At 28.0% G+C, this 20,667-nt stretch carries 17 protein-coding genes and 1 riboswitch; of the genes, 12 read left to right on the forward strand and 5 right to left on the reverse strand.

The annotated features are described in order from the left end of the window. Positions 1-214 precede the first annotated feature (214 nt). From ACSIGC_RS13730 to ACSIGC_RS13740, 3 genes are all read right to left on the reverse strand, one after another. Positions 215-862, reverse strand: a complete 648-nt coding sequence (locus ACSIGC_RS13730) for a response regulator (protein WP_442265378.1) — start codon at positions 860-862, stop codon at positions 215-217. Continuing rightward, positions 852-2,678 (reverse strand): ATP-binding protein, encoded by a 1,827-nt coding sequence (locus tag ACSIGC_RS13735; RefSeq protein WP_442265379.1) that lies wholly within the window; start codon positions 2,676-2,678, stop codon positions 852-854. The genes ACSIGC_RS13730 and ACSIGC_RS13735 overlap by 11 nt, the downstream gene beginning before the upstream one ends. A 241-nt stretch (positions 2,679-2,919) precedes the next feature. Beyond that, the gene (locus ACSIGC_RS13740; RefSeq protein ID WP_442265380.1) at positions 2,920-3,294 is read right to left on the reverse strand and encodes a DUF983 domain-containing protein; all 375 of its coding nucleotides are present in this window, start codon (positions 3,292-3,294) and stop codon (positions 2,920-2,922) included. A gap of 129 nt (positions 3,295-3,423) precedes the next feature. Between ACSIGC_RS13740 and ACSIGC_RS13745 the strand changes: the two genes are divergently transcribed. Genes ACSIGC_RS13745 through ACSIGC_RS13760 form a run of 4 tightly spaced genes read left to right on the forward strand, consistent with a single transcriptional unit; the run spans position 3,424 to position 8,156 of the window. Next, positions 3,424-5,340, forward strand: coding sequence for an ABC-F family ATP-binding cassette domain-containing protein (locus tag ACSIGC_RS13745; protein ID WP_442265381.1), 1,917 nt, complete (start codon positions 3,424-3,426; stop codon positions 5,338-5,340). A 22-nt stretch (positions 5,341-5,362) separates the two neighbouring features. After that, positions 5,363-6,379: a tetratricopeptide repeat protein gene (locus ACSIGC_RS13750; RefSeq protein WP_442265382.1), complete on the forward strand. Its 1,017-nt coding sequence runs from the start codon at positions 5,363-5,365 to the stop codon at positions 6,377-6,379. Position 6,380: 1 nt separating this feature from the next. Beyond that, positions 6,381-7,313, forward strand: a complete 933-nt coding sequence (locus tag ACSIGC_RS13755; RefSeq protein ID WP_442265383.1) for a 1-aminocyclopropane-1-carboxylate deaminase/D-cysteine desulfhydrase — start codon at positions 6,381-6,383, stop codon at positions 7,311-7,313. 39 nt (positions 7,314-7,352) lie between these two features. Then, positions 7,353-8,156, forward strand: coding sequence for a glucosaminidase domain-containing protein (locus ACSIGC_RS13760; protein WP_442265384.1), 804 nt, complete (start codon positions 7,353-7,355; stop codon positions 8,154-8,156). Positions 8,157-8,205: 49 nt separating this feature from the next. Here ACSIGC_RS13760 and ACSIGC_RS13765 read toward each other — a convergent pair whose 3' ends face one another. Next, a complete protein-coding gene (locus ACSIGC_RS13765) occupies positions 8,206-8,901 on the reverse strand; it encodes an SIMPL domain-containing protein (RefSeq protein ID WP_442265385.1) in 696 nt (231 codons plus the stop codon). 260 nt (positions 8,902-9,161) lie between these two features. Between ACSIGC_RS13765 and ACSIGC_RS13770 the strand changes: the two genes are divergently transcribed. The 5 genes from ACSIGC_RS13770 (at position 9,162) to ACSIGC_RS13790 (ending at position 14,013) form a co-directional block, all read left to right on the forward strand. Next, positions 9,162-11,369 (forward strand): histidine kinase, encoded by a 2,208-nt coding sequence (locus tag ACSIGC_RS13770; RefSeq protein WP_442265386.1) that lies wholly within the window; start codon positions 9,162-9,164, stop codon positions 11,367-11,369. Positions 11,370-11,372: 3 nt separating this feature from the next. Beyond that, positions 11,373-12,101: a LytR/AlgR family response regulator transcription factor gene (locus ACSIGC_RS13775; protein WP_442265387.1), complete on the forward strand. Its 729-nt coding sequence runs from the start codon at positions 11,373-11,375 to the stop codon at positions 12,099-12,101. Then, entirely contained in the window at positions 12,098-12,550 is a 453-nt protein-coding gene (locus tag ACSIGC_RS13780) for a hypothetical protein (protein WP_442265388.1), read from the forward strand. The genes ACSIGC_RS13775 and ACSIGC_RS13780 overlap by 4 nt, the downstream gene beginning before the upstream one ends. Then, entirely contained in the window at positions 12,541-13,056 is a 516-nt protein-coding gene (locus ACSIGC_RS13785) for a gamma carbonic anhydrase family protein (protein WP_442265389.1), read from the forward strand. Before ACSIGC_RS13780 ends, ACSIGC_RS13785 begins: the two co-directional genes overlap by 10 nt. A 72-nt stretch (positions 13,057-13,128) precedes the next feature. Beyond that, positions 13,129-14,013, forward strand: a complete 885-nt coding sequence (locus tag ACSIGC_RS13790; RefSeq protein WP_442265390.1) for a YegJ family protein — start codon at positions 13,129-13,131, stop codon at positions 14,011-14,013. A 59-nt stretch (positions 14,014-14,072) separates the two neighbouring features. On the opposite strand, the gene ACSIGC_RS13795 is transcribed toward ACSIGC_RS13790, so the two are convergent. Beyond that, positions 14,073-14,531 (reverse strand): hypothetical protein, encoded by a 459-nt coding sequence (locus ACSIGC_RS13795; RefSeq protein ID WP_442265391.1) that lies wholly within the window; start codon positions 14,529-14,531, stop codon positions 14,073-14,075. A gap of 111 nt (positions 14,532-14,642) precedes the next feature. On the opposite strand from ACSIGC_RS13795, the gene ACSIGC_RS13800 reads away from it, so the two are divergent. From ACSIGC_RS13800 to thrA, 3 genes are all read left to right on the forward strand, one after another. After that, complete coding sequence (locus ACSIGC_RS13800; RefSeq protein WP_442265392.1) at positions 14,643-15,635, forward strand: endonuclease/exonuclease/phosphatase family protein; 993 nt, start codon at positions 14,643-14,645, stop codon at positions 15,633-15,635. A gap of 88 nt (positions 15,636-15,723) precedes the next feature. Continuing rightward, positions 15,724-15,831: riboswitch (SAM riboswitch) on the forward strand. Between the two features lie 131 nt (positions 15,832-15,962). Further along, positions 15,963-17,258 (forward strand): O-acetylhomoserine aminocarboxypropyltransferase/cysteine synthase family protein, encoded by a 1,296-nt coding sequence (locus ACSIGC_RS13805; RefSeq protein WP_442265393.1) that lies wholly within the window; start codon positions 15,963-15,965, stop codon positions 17,256-17,258. 23 nt (positions 17,259-17,281) lie between these two features. Next, a complete protein-coding gene (gene thrA, locus ACSIGC_RS13810; RefSeq protein ID WP_442265394.1) occupies positions 17,282-20,665 on the forward strand; it encodes a bifunctional aspartate kinase/homoserine dehydrogenase I in 3,384 nt (1,127 codons plus the stop codon). The last annotated feature ends 2 nt before the right edge of the window (positions 20,666-20,667 follow it).

The following is a 20,667-nucleotide window of genomic DNA, read 5'->3' on the forward strand; positions in this document are numbered from 1 at the left end:
TATTATTTCAAATTAAAGTAAAATTAAGAAGCTGATAATAGGTGTTAATACCCAAAATTAAATATTCTTAAAAAGAAAAAGCAGTCTGTTCTTAAAGAATTAGACTGCTTGCTGTAAATGTTAAAAATTTAAAATCCCTAAATTATAATTATCTCTACAAATTATAATTATCTATCTGCAAATTAAAGTTTAATTTGAAATCTAATATTGGGTATTAATACCCAATATTACTTTTAGTAAATATATGTTTGTTTTTTTGAGTCCACTGAAGTAAAGCGCCTGTTTTTGGAGGTAAATCTAATTTTAAAATAATTTTACTTCTATGTTTTTCAATTGTTCTAGGTGAAAGGAATAAAAGTCTTCCAATTTCTTTATTAGTTTTGTGCTGAGAAACTAACATTAATATTCTTCTTTCAGCCATAGAAAATTGATTTAAAATTTTACAATCTTCTTCAGAAAAATTTAAAACTTCTCTAATCTTAGAGCTAAAAAAAGGAGTGTTGTTAAGAACAGATTCAATACAACATTGTATTTCTTCTATGGCAAATTCTTTTAATAAGTAGCCATAAATATTCAATTTTTTAGCTTGTAGGTATAATTCTATTTCTTTATGAAGAGTAATAAGAATAATTTTAGTACCTACTTTTTCTTTTAAACACTTTTTTGCTATTTCTATGCCAGATAATTTAGGCATATCTATATCTAGTATAGCAATTTCAGGAGTATTTTTTAAAATGAAATTTAGAGCAGTTGTGCCGTCATATCCAGTTCCTATGACATTGAATTTTTTCTCTTTTAAAAATTCTTCCAAACCTTTAACTAAAATAGGATGATCATCTGCTATGTATATACTAGATTTCATTTTGAGGGATTTTTATATTAATAGTTGTGCCTTGGTTTTTTAGAGATGATATTTTTAAAATACCCTTTATTAGCTGAACTCTGGTTTTCAAATTTTTTAAACCAATACTTTTTACATTTTTATATTTTTCTTGAAAGTTAAAACCAATTCCATTATCTACTATAGTAAGAATAATATGGTTGTTTTTATAATAAATACTAACTTTAGATGAATCTGCTTTGGAGTGTTTTAAAATATTATTTAAACATTCTTGAATAATTCTATACAAATTAACTTCGTCATTATAAGATAATAATTTATCAATATTTCGAATATCTCCAAAGAGTAAAATATTGGTTGAAGATTGATTTAAATTATGGATTAGATTTTTTATGGATTTTGTAATTCCAATTTGTTGTATTTGAACAGGTTGTAGGTTTTTTGATATGATTCTAATTTCATCTATAGCTTCATCAATTAAATCATTTTTATTGGCTATATCATAATGTTTTATCAGTAATAATTTATGACCAAGACTATCATGTATATCTTTAGCGATTCTTTTTCTTTCTTCATCAATATTTAACAATAAATTTTGAGAATAAATGGTCTGTAATTTTTTCTTCCTTTTTAAATAGAAACGATTTAATAAAAGGTAAATGAGAATTATTAAAAAAAATGAAGATGTAAGAAGGATTATTAATAAAAGACGTTTGTTTTTTTGATCTCTAATTAAAATATCAATGTTTACTTGTTGTTGTGTTATTTTTCTCTCTTTTAAAGTAGCTTCGTGTAAAGATTGATAATAAGAAAGTATATTTAACTTTTTAATATTAAATATAGAATCTTTTAATCGATTGTAAATTTTATTGTGATTATTAGCTTTAGAATAATTTCCCTTTATTTCATAGATGTCAGATATTAGTTTATTAATATCTATAATAAACTGTGTTGAATTTTGCTCCTCAGCCTTTTTTAATGTGTTAAATAAAACGGGAAATGCTTCGTTTAATTTTTGATTTTTAAATAGATAATATCCTTTTAAATGGTTGAAATAAAAAGAATTGTAGTTTTCTGAACCACTTACAGATTCTTTAGCTAGTTGATAGTATTTGTCTGCTTCGTTTAAATTATTATGTTCTAAATAGTATCTACATAAATTAGCATAAATCAAAGAAATATTATTTAAAGCATTATTTTCTTCTTTCGCTCTTTTTATGGCAAGAAAAAGAGCATTTTCTTGTTCTTTATATTGTTTCTTTTTTTTTAAATCCTGAGCTAAGTTCGAGTAGTCAGAAGATAAACCTACTGTTATGTCTGATTTTATTTTATCTGCAATAAGTTGCTTACGTTCTTTTATAGATTTTTCAACAAAATCATTAGCTCCATAAATGTTAATGATATCAGATCTTGTATAAAAAACGTAAGTCCAATCTTTCAGTTTAGTGTAAAACTCTAAAGCTATTTCAAAATCTTTTAAAGCTTTAAAAAAGTTATTAGTAGAAAAATAAACTTGTCCTCTAAAAAAATAAGAATCAGCTTTAAATATTGAGTCTTTCTCTGTAAAATTAGTAATAGACTTTGTATAAGAATCTATGGCTTTTGAATAATCTTTACCATTAAAAAATACACCTCCTTGTTTTAAATAAAACCGACCAATTAAACTAGAGTCATTAATTTGATCAATTAAAAACTCTAATTTTTTTAATAGAGAAAGAGCTTTTTCCCTTTCTCCTAATGTCTGATTTATATCATGAATTACACCTAAAGTTTGTTGAAAAGCTTCTACATATTTTTTGTTTTTTACAGCAACATTTATATACTTTTCAGTATACAAAAAAAGTGAGTCATTAGGTGGTGATTTAAAAACCTTTATTAAACTATCAAGCTTATTTAGAGGTTCAAGCTCTTTTTTTTGAGAGTTGCCTAATAAAAAAAAGAAAAAAATAAAAACTAAAGAATAATTTAAAGAATTCATTAAAATTATCTATCAATATTATTCAATGTATAATTTAATAAAAATAAATTAATAATAGATTTTATAAATAACTATAGTACAATAAAAGAAGGAGTAATCATTAATATTTCTTGTCGTAATGTACGAATAAATTAATCCAAATTATTCTTGATAACCTTAGTGTAAAAGGAGTCAGTAATAAAGAGATAATAACAACAGCAATAAAGCTTGTTAAAATGGTTTGTTGTAAAAATACTTTCGAAATAATAAAAATAGCAACAAATAAAGCTACAGCTAAAGCGTAATTTACATACATGGCGCCAAAAAAGAAAGAAGGCTCCATCATGTATTTTAAATTACAATTCGAACAGTTTTCATGTATTGTTGTTACTTTATTAATATTAAACGATGCTTTGTGTTTAAAAAAATCACCTTTTTGACATCTTGGACATTTATTGTTTAAAATGCTATTTAATTTAGAACCTTTGCCTAGCATATTGTAGTAATTTTGGGATGTTGTACGAATACAGTTTTGTAAGTTTGTACAAATTTCCGAAAAATAAATAGGACTTAATAGTTATTCATATAAAATATACTTATTAAGAAATTATAATTACTAATATAAATGCTAAACGTACATAATTTAACCGTTTCTTTTATGGGAACAGATCTGTTCTCAGGTATTACTTTTAAATTGATAAAAGGAGATAGAGTAGGACTCATTGGTAAAAATGGAGCAGGAAAATCAACATTATTAAAAGTACTTGCTAAAGATATTGAAAGTAGTGGAGGAACTTTAGCTTTTGATAAAGATATTAGTATTGGTTTTCTACGTCAAGATATTGATTTTGTTCAAGGAAGAACAATTTTAGAAGAAGCATATCAAGCTTTTGAAGAAATTAAGGAAATAGAAGGTAAATTAGAAAGAATTAATGAACAATTAGCAGAGCGTACAGATTACGAAAGTGAAAGTTATAATCAATTAATTATTGATTTAAATGAACTCACTGAACGTTACGAACTTATTGGAGGGTATAATTATCAAGGAGATACAGAAAAAATTCTTCAAGGTTTAGGATTTCAAAGAGAAGATTTTGATAAACTTACGGATACATTTTCTGGAGGTTGGAGAATGCGTATTGAGTTAGCAAAGTTATTATTGCAGAATAATGATATTTTATTGTTAGATGAGCCAACAAACCATTTAGATATAGAATCGATCATTTGGCTAGAAGATTTCTTGAAAAGTTATGCAGGAGCAATAGTAACTGTATCTCACGATAAAATGTTTTTAGATAATGTTACAAACAGAACTATTGAAATTTCTTTAGGACAGATTTACGATTACAAAAAAGCATATTCTAAATATTTAGAACAAAGAGCAGATATTAAAGAAAAACAATTACAAGCTCAGAAAAATCAAGAGAAAGAAATCAAGAGAACAGAGCAACTCATAGAAAAATTTAGAGCAAAAGCTAGTAAAGCATCTATGGCGCAATCTTTGATAAAAAAATTAGATAAAGTTGAGCGTATAGAAGTAGATCAAGATGAAAATGCAGTAATGAATGTTCGTTTTGAAGTTTCTAAAGAGCCAGGTAAAATTGTTGTAGAAGCTGAAGGTGTTAGTAAAAGTTATGGCGACAAGCATGTACTCTCTGATGTAAATTTAATGATTGAAAGAAATGCAAAAGTTGCTTTTGTAGGACAAAACGGACAAGGGAAATCAACTTTAGCAAAAATGATTGTTGGTGAAATTCCTTTTGAAGGAAGTTTGAAGTTAGGACATAATGTTGAAGTTGGATATTTTGCTCAGAATCAATCTGAATATTTACCTCCAGAAAAAACAGTTTTAGAAATTGTTGAAGAAGCAGCTAACGATACCAACAGAATAAAAGTTAGAGATATGCTAGGAGCTTTTCTATTCGGAGGAGAAGCGGTAGATAAAAAAGCAAAGGTGCTATCTGGAGGAGAAAGAAACCGATTAGCATTATGTAGGTTGTTAATGACACCTTTTAATGTTTTAATAATGGATGAGCCAACAAACCACCTAGATATTGCTTCTAAAAATGTTCTTAAGAAAGCTCTGAAGAATTTTAAAGGAACCTTAATTTTAGTATCGCACGATCGTGATTTTCTTCAAGGTTTAGCAACGAATGTTTATGGTTTCAAGGATAAAGAAATTAAAAAATATTTAGGAGGAATTGATTATTTCTTAGAACAACATAAAATGGAAAGCTTACGTGAAGCTGAAAAGAAAACAGTTGTAAAAGAAGAGAAATCGACAAGTAAAAAAGAAGCGTATAAATTATCTAAAGAAGAAGAGAAAGAACTGAGAAAATTAAAAAATAGATCATCTAAAGTAGAAAATTTAATAGCTGATTTAGAAGCTGAAATTGAAGCAATAGATTTAGAGTTAGCACAGAATTACGATGAAGTTTCTGCAAGACCAAATTTCTTTGAAGAATATAAAGCAAAGAAAAATAAACTAGATGATTTAATGATAGAATGGGAAGAAGTTGAAGAGAAGATATCTGATTTTTAAACTAAATTAAATAAATAGAACTATGAGAAAGATTATTTTAATTTTATTGTTATGCACATTTGCTGTTAGTGCACAGGAAGGAGATGATTTTAAAAAATTAATGGAAGTTGGAATTGCTAATCACGATAAAGGAAAATATAAAGAAGCCATTGAGTTTTATGAAAAAGCATTGGAACTTCAACCCAAATCTGAATTAGCGCTTTATGAGATTTCACTTTCATATTTTAGTTTAAAAGATTATAAAAACACTGTAAAGTATTGTAATAAAATTTTAAAGAAAGGAAAGAAACATCTTTTACCAGCTTACATTAATAAAGGAAATGCTTTAGATATGATGGGTAAAAGTAAAAAATCGATAAAGGTTTTTGAAGAAGCAATAGAAAAACTAGGAGATCATTATTTATTACATTTCAATTTAGCTATTAACCATTTAAAAATGAATGAAACTGATAAGGCAGAAGTACATTTTAAAGAAGCTGTGCAGAATAACCCTTTTCATGGTTCAAGCCATTTTTATTTAGCAAAAATTAACCACTTCAATCAAAAAAGAATTCCAACGTTATTAGCTAGTTATTATTTTTTATTAGTTGAACCAGAAACAATAAGAGCTAGTGAGATTTACGATATTTTAAAAGAAAATTTAAAGAGTGGTGTTAAAAAAAGTGATAACGGAAAAGATGTAACAATTAACTTAAATCCGAATTTAAATTCAGAATTTAGTGCTATTGAGTTAATGATTTCTATGATGGAAGCTTCTAAAAATTTAGAAGAAAACAAAAGTAAAAGTGAAAGCGAGTTATTTGTAGAAAATACCGAAAGTTTATTTAAAATGTTAGGTGAGTTTGCCGACAAGAAGAATAAAGAAAGTGTTTGGTGGAATTTTTATGTTCCTATGTTTAGTAAGATTGGTAATAGTGAGCATATAGAAACTTATTGTAAGTTTATTACTCAATTAGATACGAAATCTAAAATTTGGTTAGATAATAACGAGGAAAAAATGAAATCATTTATAGAATGGTTAGAAAAAGAGTTTGAATAATATGTTCGATAAAGAGTTTATTACTGAAAATCAGCAAGTATTTCTTGAAGAATTAAAAAATACTGATGTTGAATTATGGATGAAAAGAGAAGATAAAATTCATCAATATGTATCAGGAAATAAATTCAGAAAATTAAAATATAACATTTTAGAAGCTAAGCGTTTGCAAAAGAAAACTATTGTAACTTTTGGAGGCGCTTATTCTAATCATATTGTAGCTACAGCAGTTGCAGGTAATTTAAGTAATATTAAAACTATTGGGATTATTAGAGGGCAAGAGTTAGCTGATAATCTCAATAAAGTATTAAAAGAGAATAAAACCTTACATGTAGCTTATACTAACAGAATGCAATTCGAGTTTATTACTAGAGAAGCTTACAGAAATAAAAACGATGCAAGTTTTATAGATAATTTAAAAGAAAAGTATGGTGATTTTTATTTAGTTCCTGAAGGAGGAACTAACAGTTTGGCAGTGAAAGGTTGTGAAGAAATATTGTCAACTGAAGATCAAAAAATCGACTATATTTGTACAGCTGTTGGTACAGGAGGAACAATTGCAGGTTTGATAAATGCAGCAAATAAAAATCAAAAGATAATAGGATTTCCGGCTTTAAAAGGTGATTTTTTGAAAAACGAAATTGTTAAGTTTACAAAAAGTAACTGTTGGAGTTTAAATACTGATTATCATTTTGGTGGATATGGTAAATTCAATAAAGAATTAATAAACTTTATAAATCGATTTAAATTAGAAACCGAAATTCCTTTAGATCCTATTTATACAGGAAAAATGCTTTACGGAATTGTTGATATGATTACAAAAAATAAATTTGAAAAAGGAAGTAAAATTTTAGTAATTCATACAGGAGGTTTACAAGGGATTGATGGATTTAATAAGAAACTACAAAAGAAAAATATAGATTTAATAAAGGTGTAAATGAAGTTGAGATTTTTTTTACTGTGTATAACAATATTCATGTTGTCTAGTTGTGGGTCGAAAAAACAAGTTATAAATAGAACTCCACAAAAGCCTGTTGTAGTAGAAGATCATGAGATAAATAATCGTACAGGTATACCTACGGTAACGCCAAACAAAGAGAAAAAAAAATCTTACGAAAGTATTGTTAAAACGACTAAAGATTATGTAGCAAAATTTGCTCCAATAGCAGTAAGAGAAATGCACAAATATAAAATTCCTGCAAGTATAACTCTAGCTCAAGGAATTCTAGAATCTGGTAGTGGAAGAAGTAATTTAGCAATACGTTCTAATAATCATTTTGGAATTAAATGTCACCGTGGTTGGAAAGGAAAAAGTGTAACTCACGATGATGATAGAATAGCAGAATGTTTTAGAAAATATGTACATCCGGAAAAATCTTATGAGGATCATTCTAAATTTTTAACATCAAGAAAACGATATTCAAAATTATTCAAATTAAGAACTACAGATTACAAAGGTTGGGCTTACGGATTGAAAAGAGCAGGTTATGCAACGGATAAAAAGTATCCTCAGAAATTAATTGCATTAATTAAAAAGTACGATCTAACAAAATACGATAGAGAGACGTATAAACCTATTAAACCGATTGAAAATAAGGTGGATACAACTACAATAGTTCAAGATGATACCAATACTCGATTTTTTTATAAAGTGATAAAAGGAGATACTTTATATTCTATTGCTAGAAAGTTTAAAACATCTGTAAAGTCTTTAAAAGAATTAAACGGCTTAAAAGGGAATTCATTAAGTATTGGACAAGAATTAATTTTAAAGAAATAAAAAAAAGAGTAACAATTGCTACTCTTTATACGTCACTTTTTCCCCTCATTTATTTGATTTCAAATTTTACATATATGCTAGATGAAATCTTAATATTTTGAAATTGAATATTTCCTTGTTTCATTTTTACGTCTCTAGACATTAACTTGTTTTGTTTATATGCCACATTCGCGAATGAAAAATTATTAATTTGTTGATTTCCTACATCTCTTACAATTAAAGACTTTCCAGTGTTTTCACCAATAGCATTTAATAAATAATCGGCTTTTTCTTTAGCTGCCTTTATAGCCGAAATCCGAACTTCTTTTCTGATCTTTTCAATTTTATCATGAGAAGCTTTAGTTATTCTTGCGTTTTTTATTTTTAAACGCTCGAATATTTCAAAAAGATCTTTTAGTATATTAGCGTCATTAATTTTCAACTCATAATCAGCGGTAGCTAATATTTCTTTATTCCACCATCCTGTTTTTACAAGTTTTGAGTTTAAATTGGAAATCGATAAATTTTCCTCTGGAATTCCACAAGATTGTAATCCTTTTTTTAATTCAGTCTCAATTTCTTGAATAGTGATTTTCTTTCCTTTCTCAATGCGTTCTTCAACTGGCACATCTAAATAAATTTCATTAGGAATTACTTCTTTTTCAGCAACTCCAGTAACTTCAATAAAAGGTTTAACTTCATTATTGGATTGAGAAAAACTAATAGAAGAAACAAAAATTAAAACAATAAATAATACTCTTTTCATAACTCATTAAATTCTGTAGCCAAAATTAGAAGCAACATTTTTCGAAAAAAAATGAATATGAGTAAAATGTCGTTTTTGTTTAGTGAATGGTTTCATAAATTGAGTAAAGCTTACTTTTTAGGTTGTTTTAAGTGTAAAATGCAACTTAGTCCATTTTTTTTATTGATTTTTTGGTGATAAGTTTACATACTATTTATTAAGAGGAATTGAAAGTGAAATTAAAATATTATATAGCATTTATCATATTAACGCTAAGTGCCTTGAAAGTAAAATCTCAGGGACCAGTATTGGATAAAGGAGGCGGGTTTGAATTAAGAGTAAGAATTTTCGATACTGAAAATAATGAATACATAAGAAATGCTCAAGTTAGTATAAATGCATTTACGACTTCTATAAGCGACATCAATGGGTATTACCGTTTAAAAGCTAGAATTAAAGATGAACTAGTTGTAAGGCATCCAGATTTTGAAACAGTTCGAAAAACTATAGATGTAAAAGATGATATTACTATAGAGGTTAGAGATAATCCTCGTTATTCTAAAAGAGAGAAAACGAAATATAGTTCGCGAAAATTTTTAAAAAGAAAAGCGATATCAAAAGATTACAAACAAATCATGGATTCTGCGCTGTATTATAAAGAGAAAAACTTAGATAGAAGTATTTCTTTTATTGAAGAGGCTTTAGAAGCAAATGAATCTAAAAAGAGAAATGCAAACACGTATAAAGTTTTAGGAGATATTTATTTTTTTTGGAAACAGTACGATATTGCAATAAGTAATTACAAAATATCATTACAAATTTTTGATAAACTCGAAACAAGGTTGCAATTAGCAAAAACTCAGTTTTTAGCTAAAAAGTATGAAGATAGTGAAACATCATATAAATTACTAGAAAATGAAAACTTAAGTAATTACGATAAAATTCAGGTTTTAGAAGGATTGGGAGATGCATTAGCTCAACAGAATAAAGATAAAGAGGCAAAGAAGTATTATGAAAGAGCTTTAGAATTAGCTAAAAATAAATCTATAGATAATGAAACGTTAGATTTGAATACTAAATTGGCAAATATTTACGCTAAAGAAGGGAATTTAAGAGAAGCTAATACAATAACATTAAATACGCTTAGAGAAGCATCAGACCTTCCTAAAGAACCTGCGTTAAAAATACAGCAAGAAGTTGCAGATTTTTATAATGAAACTAGGCAGTATGACAATGAAATTAAGTTAAGAAAAGAATTGTTAAAAAGTGTAGATAAAGCTAATTTTAAAGGTAGAGCAGATGATTTAGGTAGTTTATCATTTTCTATACCTAAAGGAGATGAAAAAAACGAAGAGAATACAGATTCACTAACTTCTCAAAAACTGAATTATAAAATAGGTAATGCTTATGTTCAAAAAGAAAATTATACAGAAGCTATTGAATATTTAGAAAAGAGTGTTGAAGAAGCTGGTAAAAAAGAAGACCTAGAAGTTCAAAAACATGCAACTAGAAAGTTGTCAGAAGTATACGCTACAGTTGGTCAACATGTAAAAGCAATTCAAACCTATAGAAATTATGTTGATATTGTAGATTCATTATATATTAGAAAAGAGCAAGAAATTTATCAGGCAAAAAGATTAACTAAAAAAATTTCTGATTATCAAAGTAGAATAACAGTGCTAGAAAGAAATAATGAGCTTTCAGATAATAAAGTAAGTTTAGCAATAAAAGAGGAACAATTAACTAAAGCCAAAAGTAAAACACAGTTAATTGTAATTTATTCCTTAGTGGGAAGTTTAATTTTAATGACTTTATTAACTTTTTATAAGCATAGAGCAAATCAAAAACAACAGTTAGCAAATAACTTATTGGCTTTAAAATCCATGCGTTCACAAATGAATCCACATTTTATATTTAATGCATTAAATTCTGTAAATAGTTTTATAGCAGTAAATGATGAGAGAAATGCGAACAGATATTTGTCAGAATTTTCAGCTTTAATGCGTTCCGTATTAGAGAATTCAGATGAAGATTTTATCCCTTTTACAAAGGAAATAGAATTATTAGAGCTTTATGTAAAATTAGAACACAATCGATTTAGAGATAAATTCGATTATACAATAAATGTTGATAAAGCAATAAATTTAGAAGAATTTCAAATACCACCAATGTTATTACAACCTTACATAGAAAATGCAATATGGCATGGTTTACGTTATAAAAAAGAGAAAGGAAATTTAACTATAGCAATTAAAAAGAAAGATTATAATTCAGTTACTATTGTTATTGAAGATGATGGAATAGGAAGGAAAAGATCCTTAGAAATGAAGACGAAAAATCAATTAAAACAAAAATCTAAAGGAATGAGTACAATTAAAAATAGAATAGCTATTTTAAATGATATGTACCAAGATAAAGTAGATGTAATTATAACAGATCTTTTAGAAGACGGAAGTGGAACTAAAGTAGAACTAACCCTAAAAAAATAAGTTATGAAATTAAAAACTATTATTGTTGAAGATGAGCAAATCAGTAGAGAAATTCTTAAGAATTATGTAAAAAAATATTGCCCAAGTATCGAGTTAATGGGAGAGGCGAGTAATATTGAAGAAGCCTATGAATTGATTCAACAACATGAATTAGATCTTGTTTTTTTAGACGTTGAAATGCCTTTTGGTAATGGTTTTGATTTGTTAGAGAAGGTAGAAGATAAAACTTTCGAAACTATTTTTGTAACTGCTTACGACCATTATGCAATTGAAGCATTAAATAATCAAGCAACATATTATTTACTAAAACCAATTTCTATTGATGAGTTAATTAAATCTGTGAATTTAGTATTAGAAATAAAAGAAAAAGAAAATCAATTACAGAATAAAATTTTAACTCCAACTACAACAATAAAAGGAAAAATTACCATTCCACTTCAAGATGGTTTTGAAGTAATTAATGTAGAAGATATTATTTTTTGTAAAGCAGATGATAACTACACAGAAATTCATTTTTCAAACTCTAAGAAAATAGTTAGTAAAACTTTAAAACATTTCGAAGAAGTTTTAAAAGAATATCCTTTCGCTAGAATTCATAAATCTTATATGGTAAACATAAATCATATCACAAAGTATAAAAAAGGAAAAGGAGGAAGTGTAGAGTTAATTAACGGAAAGGAAGTGTTAGTTTCTGCTTCTAAGAAAGGAAATTTATTAGCGTATTTTAAATGATTAAAATAAGTACACTATTTATTTTATTAACGGTTTTTTTCTGTGAATCTCAAGAGCTAGATTCATTAAAAGTTTTAACAGGAAAAGACTGGAAAATCTCTCATTGGTTTGAAAATGATTCAATTTATTTTTTGCCTAAGGAAAAGCCGGATATTAATTACGAAGGGTTAAGTGAATCTAAAATTTTAAAAAAGAAGAAAAAGAATTTATTTGGAGAAAAAATAAGGTTTAAAAAGAATGGTATAGTTTTATATACAAATAACGTATTCTGTCCTGTTGGTGAACCTAAAAAAAGAGTTCATAGTTATAAATTAGAAAGAAATTTAATAACAATTGATTTTGAAATCACTAAATGGCCATGGAGAGAGAATAAAGTTGTCAGAGAGAAGAAAAAGTTTAAAATAGTTGAATGGAATAATAATAAGCTTAAGATTATAAAATGCCAATAATAAAATCCGTAAGAGGTAAAGAGCCTCAAATACCAAAAGATTGTTTTGTAGCAGAAAATGCAACTATTGTAGGAGAAGTAACAATGGGAGAACAATGTAGTGTTTGGTTTAATGCCGTAATTAGAGGAGATGTTCACTTTATAAAAATGGGAAATAAAGTGAATGTTCAAGACGGAGCAGTAATTCACGCAACATATGAAAAATCTCCAACAACAATTGGAAATAATGTATCTATAGGACATAATGCAATTGTACATGGTTGTACAATTCATGATAATGTTTTAGTAGGTATGGGAAGTATTATTATGGATGACTGTGTAATAGAAAGTAATACTATTATTGCAGCCGGTGCAGTAGTTACTAAAAACACCCACGTAAAAAGCGGAAGTATTTACGCTGGAGTTCCTGCGAAAAAAGTAAAAGATATTTCTCCGGAATTAACTTCGGATGAAGTAGATAGAATTGCTAACAATTATGTGAAATATGCAAGTTGGTTCAAAGAATAGAAAATAATAAATTCTGCATTGTACTTTTTCTTATCTTACAGAAAATAATCAGTAAACAATTAAATAACAGCAATGGGGATTTTTAAAAAGCTATTCGGAAAGAAAAACGAAAAAGAAAAAGTAGTTCTAGAAAGAGAAGATCAACCAGATGTTCATTACATAGCAGATGAAGATGATAGAATGAATTGGGCAATGGAAAAAGCAAGATTAACACTTCATTATTTTAAATCTTCTATAACTGAACCAAGAGAAGATCAATTATATTTTTCAGTAAAAGCTAAGATCGAAGAGAATGGTATTATCGAACATATTTGGTTAGGTGAACCTAGTTATGATGATGATGGAAATATTTACGGTGTTGTAGGAAATGAACCTGCAGATATTTCTAATGTTTCTTTAGGGCAAAAAATTGGAGTTGCTGAAAATGAAGTTTCAGATTGGATGATTATTGAGAATGCTCGTTTAATTGGAGGTTATACAATTAGAGCAATTCGTGATGGACTTTCAGAAGAGGAGCTTCCTGATTTTGATCAAAGTTTAGGAATGATTATAGATGAAGGCGAAGATCATTTTCCAGTAGATTTTAATACTCCTGAAGGGGCGATTTTATCTATTGAAGAAGCTTATAATGAAAATAATTTATCTAAAGCTTTAACTTGTAAGAACTTTAGAAAAGAAGCTGAGTTTATGTTAGGTAATATGACAAATCTTCCAATGGATGACGAAATTTTAGATAAAACAGCTGAAGTTATAGAATTGTCTTTTGTACAGCATATGCAAGAAAACGGAATGCCAGATTTTAATAATGTTAAAAGAGCATTTAGAAGAGAATTTAAATCAGACGATCACTGTTTAGTAACTGAGTATTGTACTTTCCCTGATGGTAGAAGAACCTTAGATAAAGTAAATACATATCGAGAAAATGGTGAATGGAAAGTCTTAAATGGAGAAAGTTAAAAAACAAACCCCAATTCAGTAATGAATTGGGGTTTTACTAAAAACCAATTATCAAACTACTATGCTCTTTCAGGAGCATTCATTTGCTTTTCATGCCTTTTTCTTTTTTTCATCTTCATTTTTCTCTTCATTTTATGAGCTCGTCTACCATTCATCTTTTCAAATCGCTCATATTGTTTACTGTTTAAGATTTCTTTCATTGAATTTTTAAAAGCAATTTTACTATCTAAATGAGCCATTTTTCTTTCATAACGTTCTTCTTTGCTTAGTTTTGTAGCTTCTTTTCTTCTTTTTTTATGTTGTTTTTTAAACTCCATACGTTTAGAAATCTTCTTAGCTAAAATTGGTCGGATTTTATTTTGTTGACGTTCAGATAAATCCAGTCGTAAAGTCATCTCTTTTAGGGCTAATTCTGTTTTTTGTTCAACAGAAAAATCATCACCTCTTCTTTTTTTCTTTTGAGCATAACTAGTTAATATTAAACCAAAAACTAGTGCTAGTGTTATTGCTTTCTTCATATCTTTTTAAGAAAATTATTAATACTTTTATGACTAACCTTTTTTAAAAAGGTTTAATCCTAGAGTAAAAAAACTTTATATGTATATTAGTCGTCCTTTATAAGAAACAAGATGAGTAAACCAATTTATAAAAGAGTAATTTCAGTATTAGTAAAAATATTAACGGTATTGTTAATATTATTTGTAGTTTTTTACTTCTGGGGTTCTAGTGCTTCTTTAAACAAAGAAGATTATGAGAAGCTACTGACAAATACTTATGAAACCAAATTTGAAAATGATTCAATACACAGTATAATTACATATAATATTGGTTATTTAAGTGGAATGACTAATAACAAACCAATAGCAAAAACAAAGGATTTTTTTACTCAAAATTTAAATAAAGCAGTACAAGAGTTTAAAAATTTGAATCCAGATATTATAGCTTTTCAAGAAATTGATTATAATTCAGGTCGTTCTTTTAGAGTAAATCAAGAAGAAGAGATAGCTAAATTAGGATACAAATACATTGCAAGAGCTATAAATTGGGATAAAAATTACGTTCCTTTTCCTTATGGTTTACCAAGTGTAAATTTCGGGAAAGTATTGTCTGGTCAATCAATTTTAAGTAAAAATAAATTGAAAAACTACTCAAGAATTGTTTTGGAAAGAGTACCTAATAACCCATTTTATAGAGATGCTTTTTATTTAGATAGGCTTGTACAAGTAGTAACTGCAGAAATTAAAGGAAAAGAAGTTGTCATTTTAAATGTTCATCTAGAAGCTTTTGATAAAGACACACGTGTTAATCATATGAAAAAAGTTGTAGAATTATTTAAAAAATACGCTGAGAATTATCCAACAATTTTACTTGGAGATTTCAATAGTGATCCAAGTTTTAAAGATGCAGCTATAAATGATATTTTAAATATACCTAATATAGGAAATGCAGCTTTTTCTGATGAAAATTATGAATTTACTTTTGATAGTGATAAACCAACCAAAAGATTAGATTATATTTTTTATACTTCAAAAAATATAATTCCTTTAGAAGCTAGAGTTTTAAAGGAATTCGGACAAGTTTCAGATCACCTGCCGTTGCTTATGAAATTTAAACTAAAATAGTTTTTTTGTAAAAAAGTATTAAAAAATTTGGATTTTAAGTTTTTATGATTGAATATTTGCAAACGTAAAGTTCAAACACTTATCGATAATGTTATCAAGAAAGGTGGAGGGAATAGACCCTGTGAAACCTTAGCAACCCTTTGTTCAATCAAAGAAGGTGCTAAATTCTACCCAAAAATATCGGGATAGATAACAAAAATAGAGTTTCTACTAACTTAATGAAACTTCTTATTTTTTCTTAATAACATTTTTCTATATGCGGCATCGTAAAACGATGTGGTTTGACTTTTTAGATTAATTTTTTATTAACTCAAAAAAGTAGGAAAAATGAGTACATTACAATTCGAAACAAATGCATTACATGCCGGGCATGATGTAACACAAACAGGAGGAACAAGAGCAGTTCCTATTTATCAAACCACTTCATATGTGTTTAATAATGCAGATCATGCAGCTAATTTATTTTCATTAAAAGAATTAGGGTTTATTTATACACGGTTAAATAATCCAACTAATCAAATTTTACAAGAACGTTTAGCAGCTTTAGAAGGCGGAGTAGGTGCAGTTGTTTTTGCTTCGGGGACAGCAGCAATCTCAACAGGATTATTAACGTTATTAAGAGCTGGAGATCATATTGTAGCTTCAAGTAGTTTGTATGGAGGAACCTATAATTTACTGAAAGTAACTTTACCAAGATTAGGAATTACAACCACTTTTGTAGATCCGTCAGATCCTGAAAATTTTGGAAAAGCAGTACAAGAAAATACAAGAGCATTTTTTGCTGAATCGTTAGGAAATCCGAAGTTAGATGTATTAGATCTAGAAAATATTGCTTCTGAAGCTAAAAAGGCAAAAGTTCCTTTTATTGTTGATAATACTGTAGCTACACCATCTTTACTGAATCCAATTGAATACGGTGCAAACATTGTTATTCATTCTTTAACAAAATACATTGGCGGACAAGGAAATTCTCTTGGTGGAGTAATTGTTGATGCAGGAAATTTTGATTGGGATAATGGTAAGTTTCCAGAATTTACAGAGCCTTCAGCAGGTTATCACGGATTAAAGTATTACGAGACTTTAGGAGCTGCATCATTTACATTCAAATTAATTTTAGAAGGATTACGTGATTTTGGAGGAGCTTTAAGTCCAACCAATGCATTTCAAATTATTCAAGGTTTAGAAACTTTACCTGTAAGAATTCAAAAGCATAGTGAAAATGCATTAGAATTAGCAAAATGGTTACAAGAACAAGATGAAGTAGCTTGGGTAAATTATCCAGGTCTAGAAGGAAATAAATACAAAGCTTTAGCTGATAAATATTTGCCAAAAGGTCAAAGTGGAATTGTAACATTCGGAGCTAAAAAAGGATACGAAGCTGCAAAGACTATAGCAGATAACACGAAGTTATTCTCATTATTAGCAAATATTGGAGATACAAAGTCTTTAATAATTCATCCAGCAAGTACAACACATCAGCAGTTGAATGATGATGAACAAGAAGCAACAGGAGTAACACAAGATTTAATTCGACTTTCAGTAGGATTAGAAAATGTAGAAGATTTAAAATCTGATTTAAAAGAAGCTTTTAAAGCTGTAAATCAGTTAGTAGTTCAAGAATAATTTGTTTCTAAGTTCATAGTACAATGCACACATTAGGCCATATTAATTTACCTAGTTATATCACAGAAAGTGGTAAGACAATACCAATTCGTTTGTCTTACCAGCTTTTTGGACAATCACTTCATGAAGCACCAGTGATTTTAGTAAATCATGCGTTAACAGGAAATAGTAATGTTGCTGGAGAAGACGGTTGGTGGAAAGACATAATTGGTGAGCATAAAATTATTGATACAAATAAGTATACCATTTTATGTTTCAATATTCCAGGTAATGGCTATGACGATTTTTTAATTGATGAGTATAAAAGTTTTATAGCAAGAGATGTCGCTCAAATCTTTATTCAAGGTTTAAAAGAGTTGAATATAGAAAAACTTTTTGCTCTAATTGGGGGGTCTTTAGGAGGTGGAATTGCTTGGGAAATGGCAGTTTTACAACCAGAAATAACAGAACATTTAATTCCTATAGCAACAGATTGGAAATCTACAGATTGGTTAATTGCCAATTGTCAAATTCAAGAATTGTTTTTAACCAATTCTAAAAACCCAGTTCACGATGCTAGAATTCATGCGATGTTATGTTATCGAACACCAGCCTCGTTTAAACAACGATTTCAAAGAAGTAAAAACGAGAGTTTACAAATTTTTAATGTAGAAAGTTGGTTGTTACATCATGGGAAAAAATTACAAGAGCGTTATCAATTGGCTTCATATAAATTAATGAATCAGTTGTTAAAAACGATTGATGTAACTCAAGGTAAAAACACAGAAGATATTTTAGAAAACATTAAAGCTAATATTCACATTATTGGAGTGGATTCTGATTTGTTTTTTACTGCGGAAGAAAATAGAGAAACGCATAAAAAGTTAGCACAAAAACATCCTAATGTAACGTACAATGAAATTAATTCAGTACACGGACACGATGCGTTTTTAATTGAATATGAACAGCTAGAAAAAATATTCGGATCAATTTTTAAAGAAAGTTCTAAAGCTAAAAAGATGAAAGTTTTAAAATTTGGAGGGAAATCATTATCAAATCAAGGAATTGATAATGTCATCAATATTATAGAAAATAAAATAAATAAAGGAGAGCATATCGCTGTTGTTGTTTCTGCTAGAGGAAATGCTACAAATGAGTTAGAATCAATTCTTGAAAGTGCCTCAAAAAGTGAAACCTATCAAGAGCAATTAGAAGCTTTTAAATACGAACAAACTAAAATTACACCATTATTAGATTTTTCTAACGAGTTTCAAAAATTAGAAAAATTGTTTGAAGGTGTAAGCTTATTAGGTGATTACAGTAACAAAACAAAAGACGAGGTTTTAGCACAAGGTGAGTTAATTTCTATAAAAACAGTAACAGAATTATTACAGCAAAGAGGAATTCCAGCTCATGCAACAGATGCTAGAATTTTACTAAAAACTGATGAAAGTTTCGGAAATGCACAACCTATAGATACACTTTCTAAAGAGAATGTTGTAAATCATTTCAAAGAACATAATGGAAGTACAGTAAATATTGTTTCTGGTTTTATCGCGTCAAACTTAAAGAATGAAACTACTACTTTAGGTAGAAATGGAAGTAATTATACAGCGTCTTTATTGGCAAATTATTTAGATGCAGAAGAGTTACAGAATTATACTCATGTTGATGGAATTTTTACGGCAAATCCAGATTTGGTTAGTGAAGCTAAAAAGATTGAAGAACTTTCATTTTCTGAAGCTAATGAGTTAGCAAATTTCGGAGCGAATATTCTGCATGCAAAAACAATTATTCCGTTAATAGAAAAGAATATAAATCTTAGAATTTTAAATACGTTTAATCCTAAGGATGATGGGACTTTAATTACTTCAAAGAGTAAGACTAAAGGAATAAAGTCAATTTCAGTATTAGAAAATGTAGCTTTAATAAATTTTGAAGGAAGAGGTTTGTTAGGTAAAATCGGAGTTGATGCACGTATTTTTAAATCTTTAGGAAATCATGGAATAAGCGTTAGTATTATTTCTCAAGGTTCTTCCGAAAGAGGAATTGGATTGGTGGTTGATAAAGAAAAATCAGAATTAGCAGTTAAAGCTTTAGAACAAGAATTTGCACAAGACTTAATTACTAAAGATGTTAATCAAATCACAATAGTGAATAATGTTGCTGTTATTTCAATTATTGGTCAAGATCTTAGTGAATTCCATTTACCATACAATGCTTTAATTCAGAATCAAATTGTTCCATTATTATTCAATAATACAATCTCTGGGAAGAATGTGAGTTTGGTAGTAAAAAAGGAAGAATTGCACAAAGCTGTTAATGTAATTCACGGTCAAGTTTTCGGAGTAGCAAAGAAAATAAATATTGCAATTTTTGGAAAAGGTTTAGTTGGTGGAACCTTAATTGAACAAATTTTAGCAAGCGCAAAAAACATCTTAGAAAGAAGAAAAGTTCAGTTAAATATTTTTGCTGTAGCCAATTCTAAAAATGTATTGTTAAGTAAAAATGGAGTAGATAAAAACTGGAAAGATAATCTGGATAATAGCGATACAAGTAACAATATAGAAGAAGTAATAAACTTTGCAAAAGCACATCATTTAGAAAACTTAATCGCTGTTGATAATACGGCCAGTAAAGATTTTGTACACAATTATATTCCTCTAGTAAAAGCAGGTTTCGATTTGGTTTCATCCAACAAAATAGCAAATACAGTTGCACATTCTTTCTATAAAGAATTACGAGATGTTTTAGAAGAAAACAAAAAAACATATCTCTACGAAACAAATGTAGGAGCAGGGTTGCCATTAATTGATACAATAAAATTATTACACGATTCAGGAGAAAATATAACGAGAATTAGAGGAGTTTTCTCAGGGTCATTAAGTTTTATTTTTAATACATTTTCTGAAGAAGAAACTACATTTTCAGAAGTATTATCCGAAGCTATTAAAAATGGATATACTGAGCCAGATCCTAGAGAAGATTTATGTGGTAATGATGTAGCCCGAAAGCTTTTAATTCTAGCTAGAGAATTAGATTTAGAAAATGAGTTTGAAGATATTCAAATTCAGAATTTAATTCCAGAAGAACTAAGATCTGGAAGTGTTGAAGATTTCTTATCAAATACTACAAAGTTAGATCCGTATTACACTGAAGAAAAGTTAGATCAAAAAGAAAATCATGTGTTAAGATACATCGGAGATTTACATGGAGACTTACAACAAAATAAAGGAAAATTAGATGTGAAATTAGTTTCTGTAGCTAAAGATACGCCACTTGGAAGCTTAAAAGGATCTGATGCTATATTTGAAATTTATACAGAATCTTATGGAGATCAACCGTTGGTTATTCAAGGAGCTGGAGCTGGAGCAGAAGTTACAGCACGTGGTGTATTCGGAGATATTTTACGATTAACAAAAAAATAAAA

The sequence above is a fragment of the Tenacibaculum aquaeponti genome (assembly GCF_052084715.1).
Classification (GTDB): Bacteria; Bacteroidota; Bacteroidia; order Flavobacteriales; family Flavobacteriaceae; genus Polaribacter.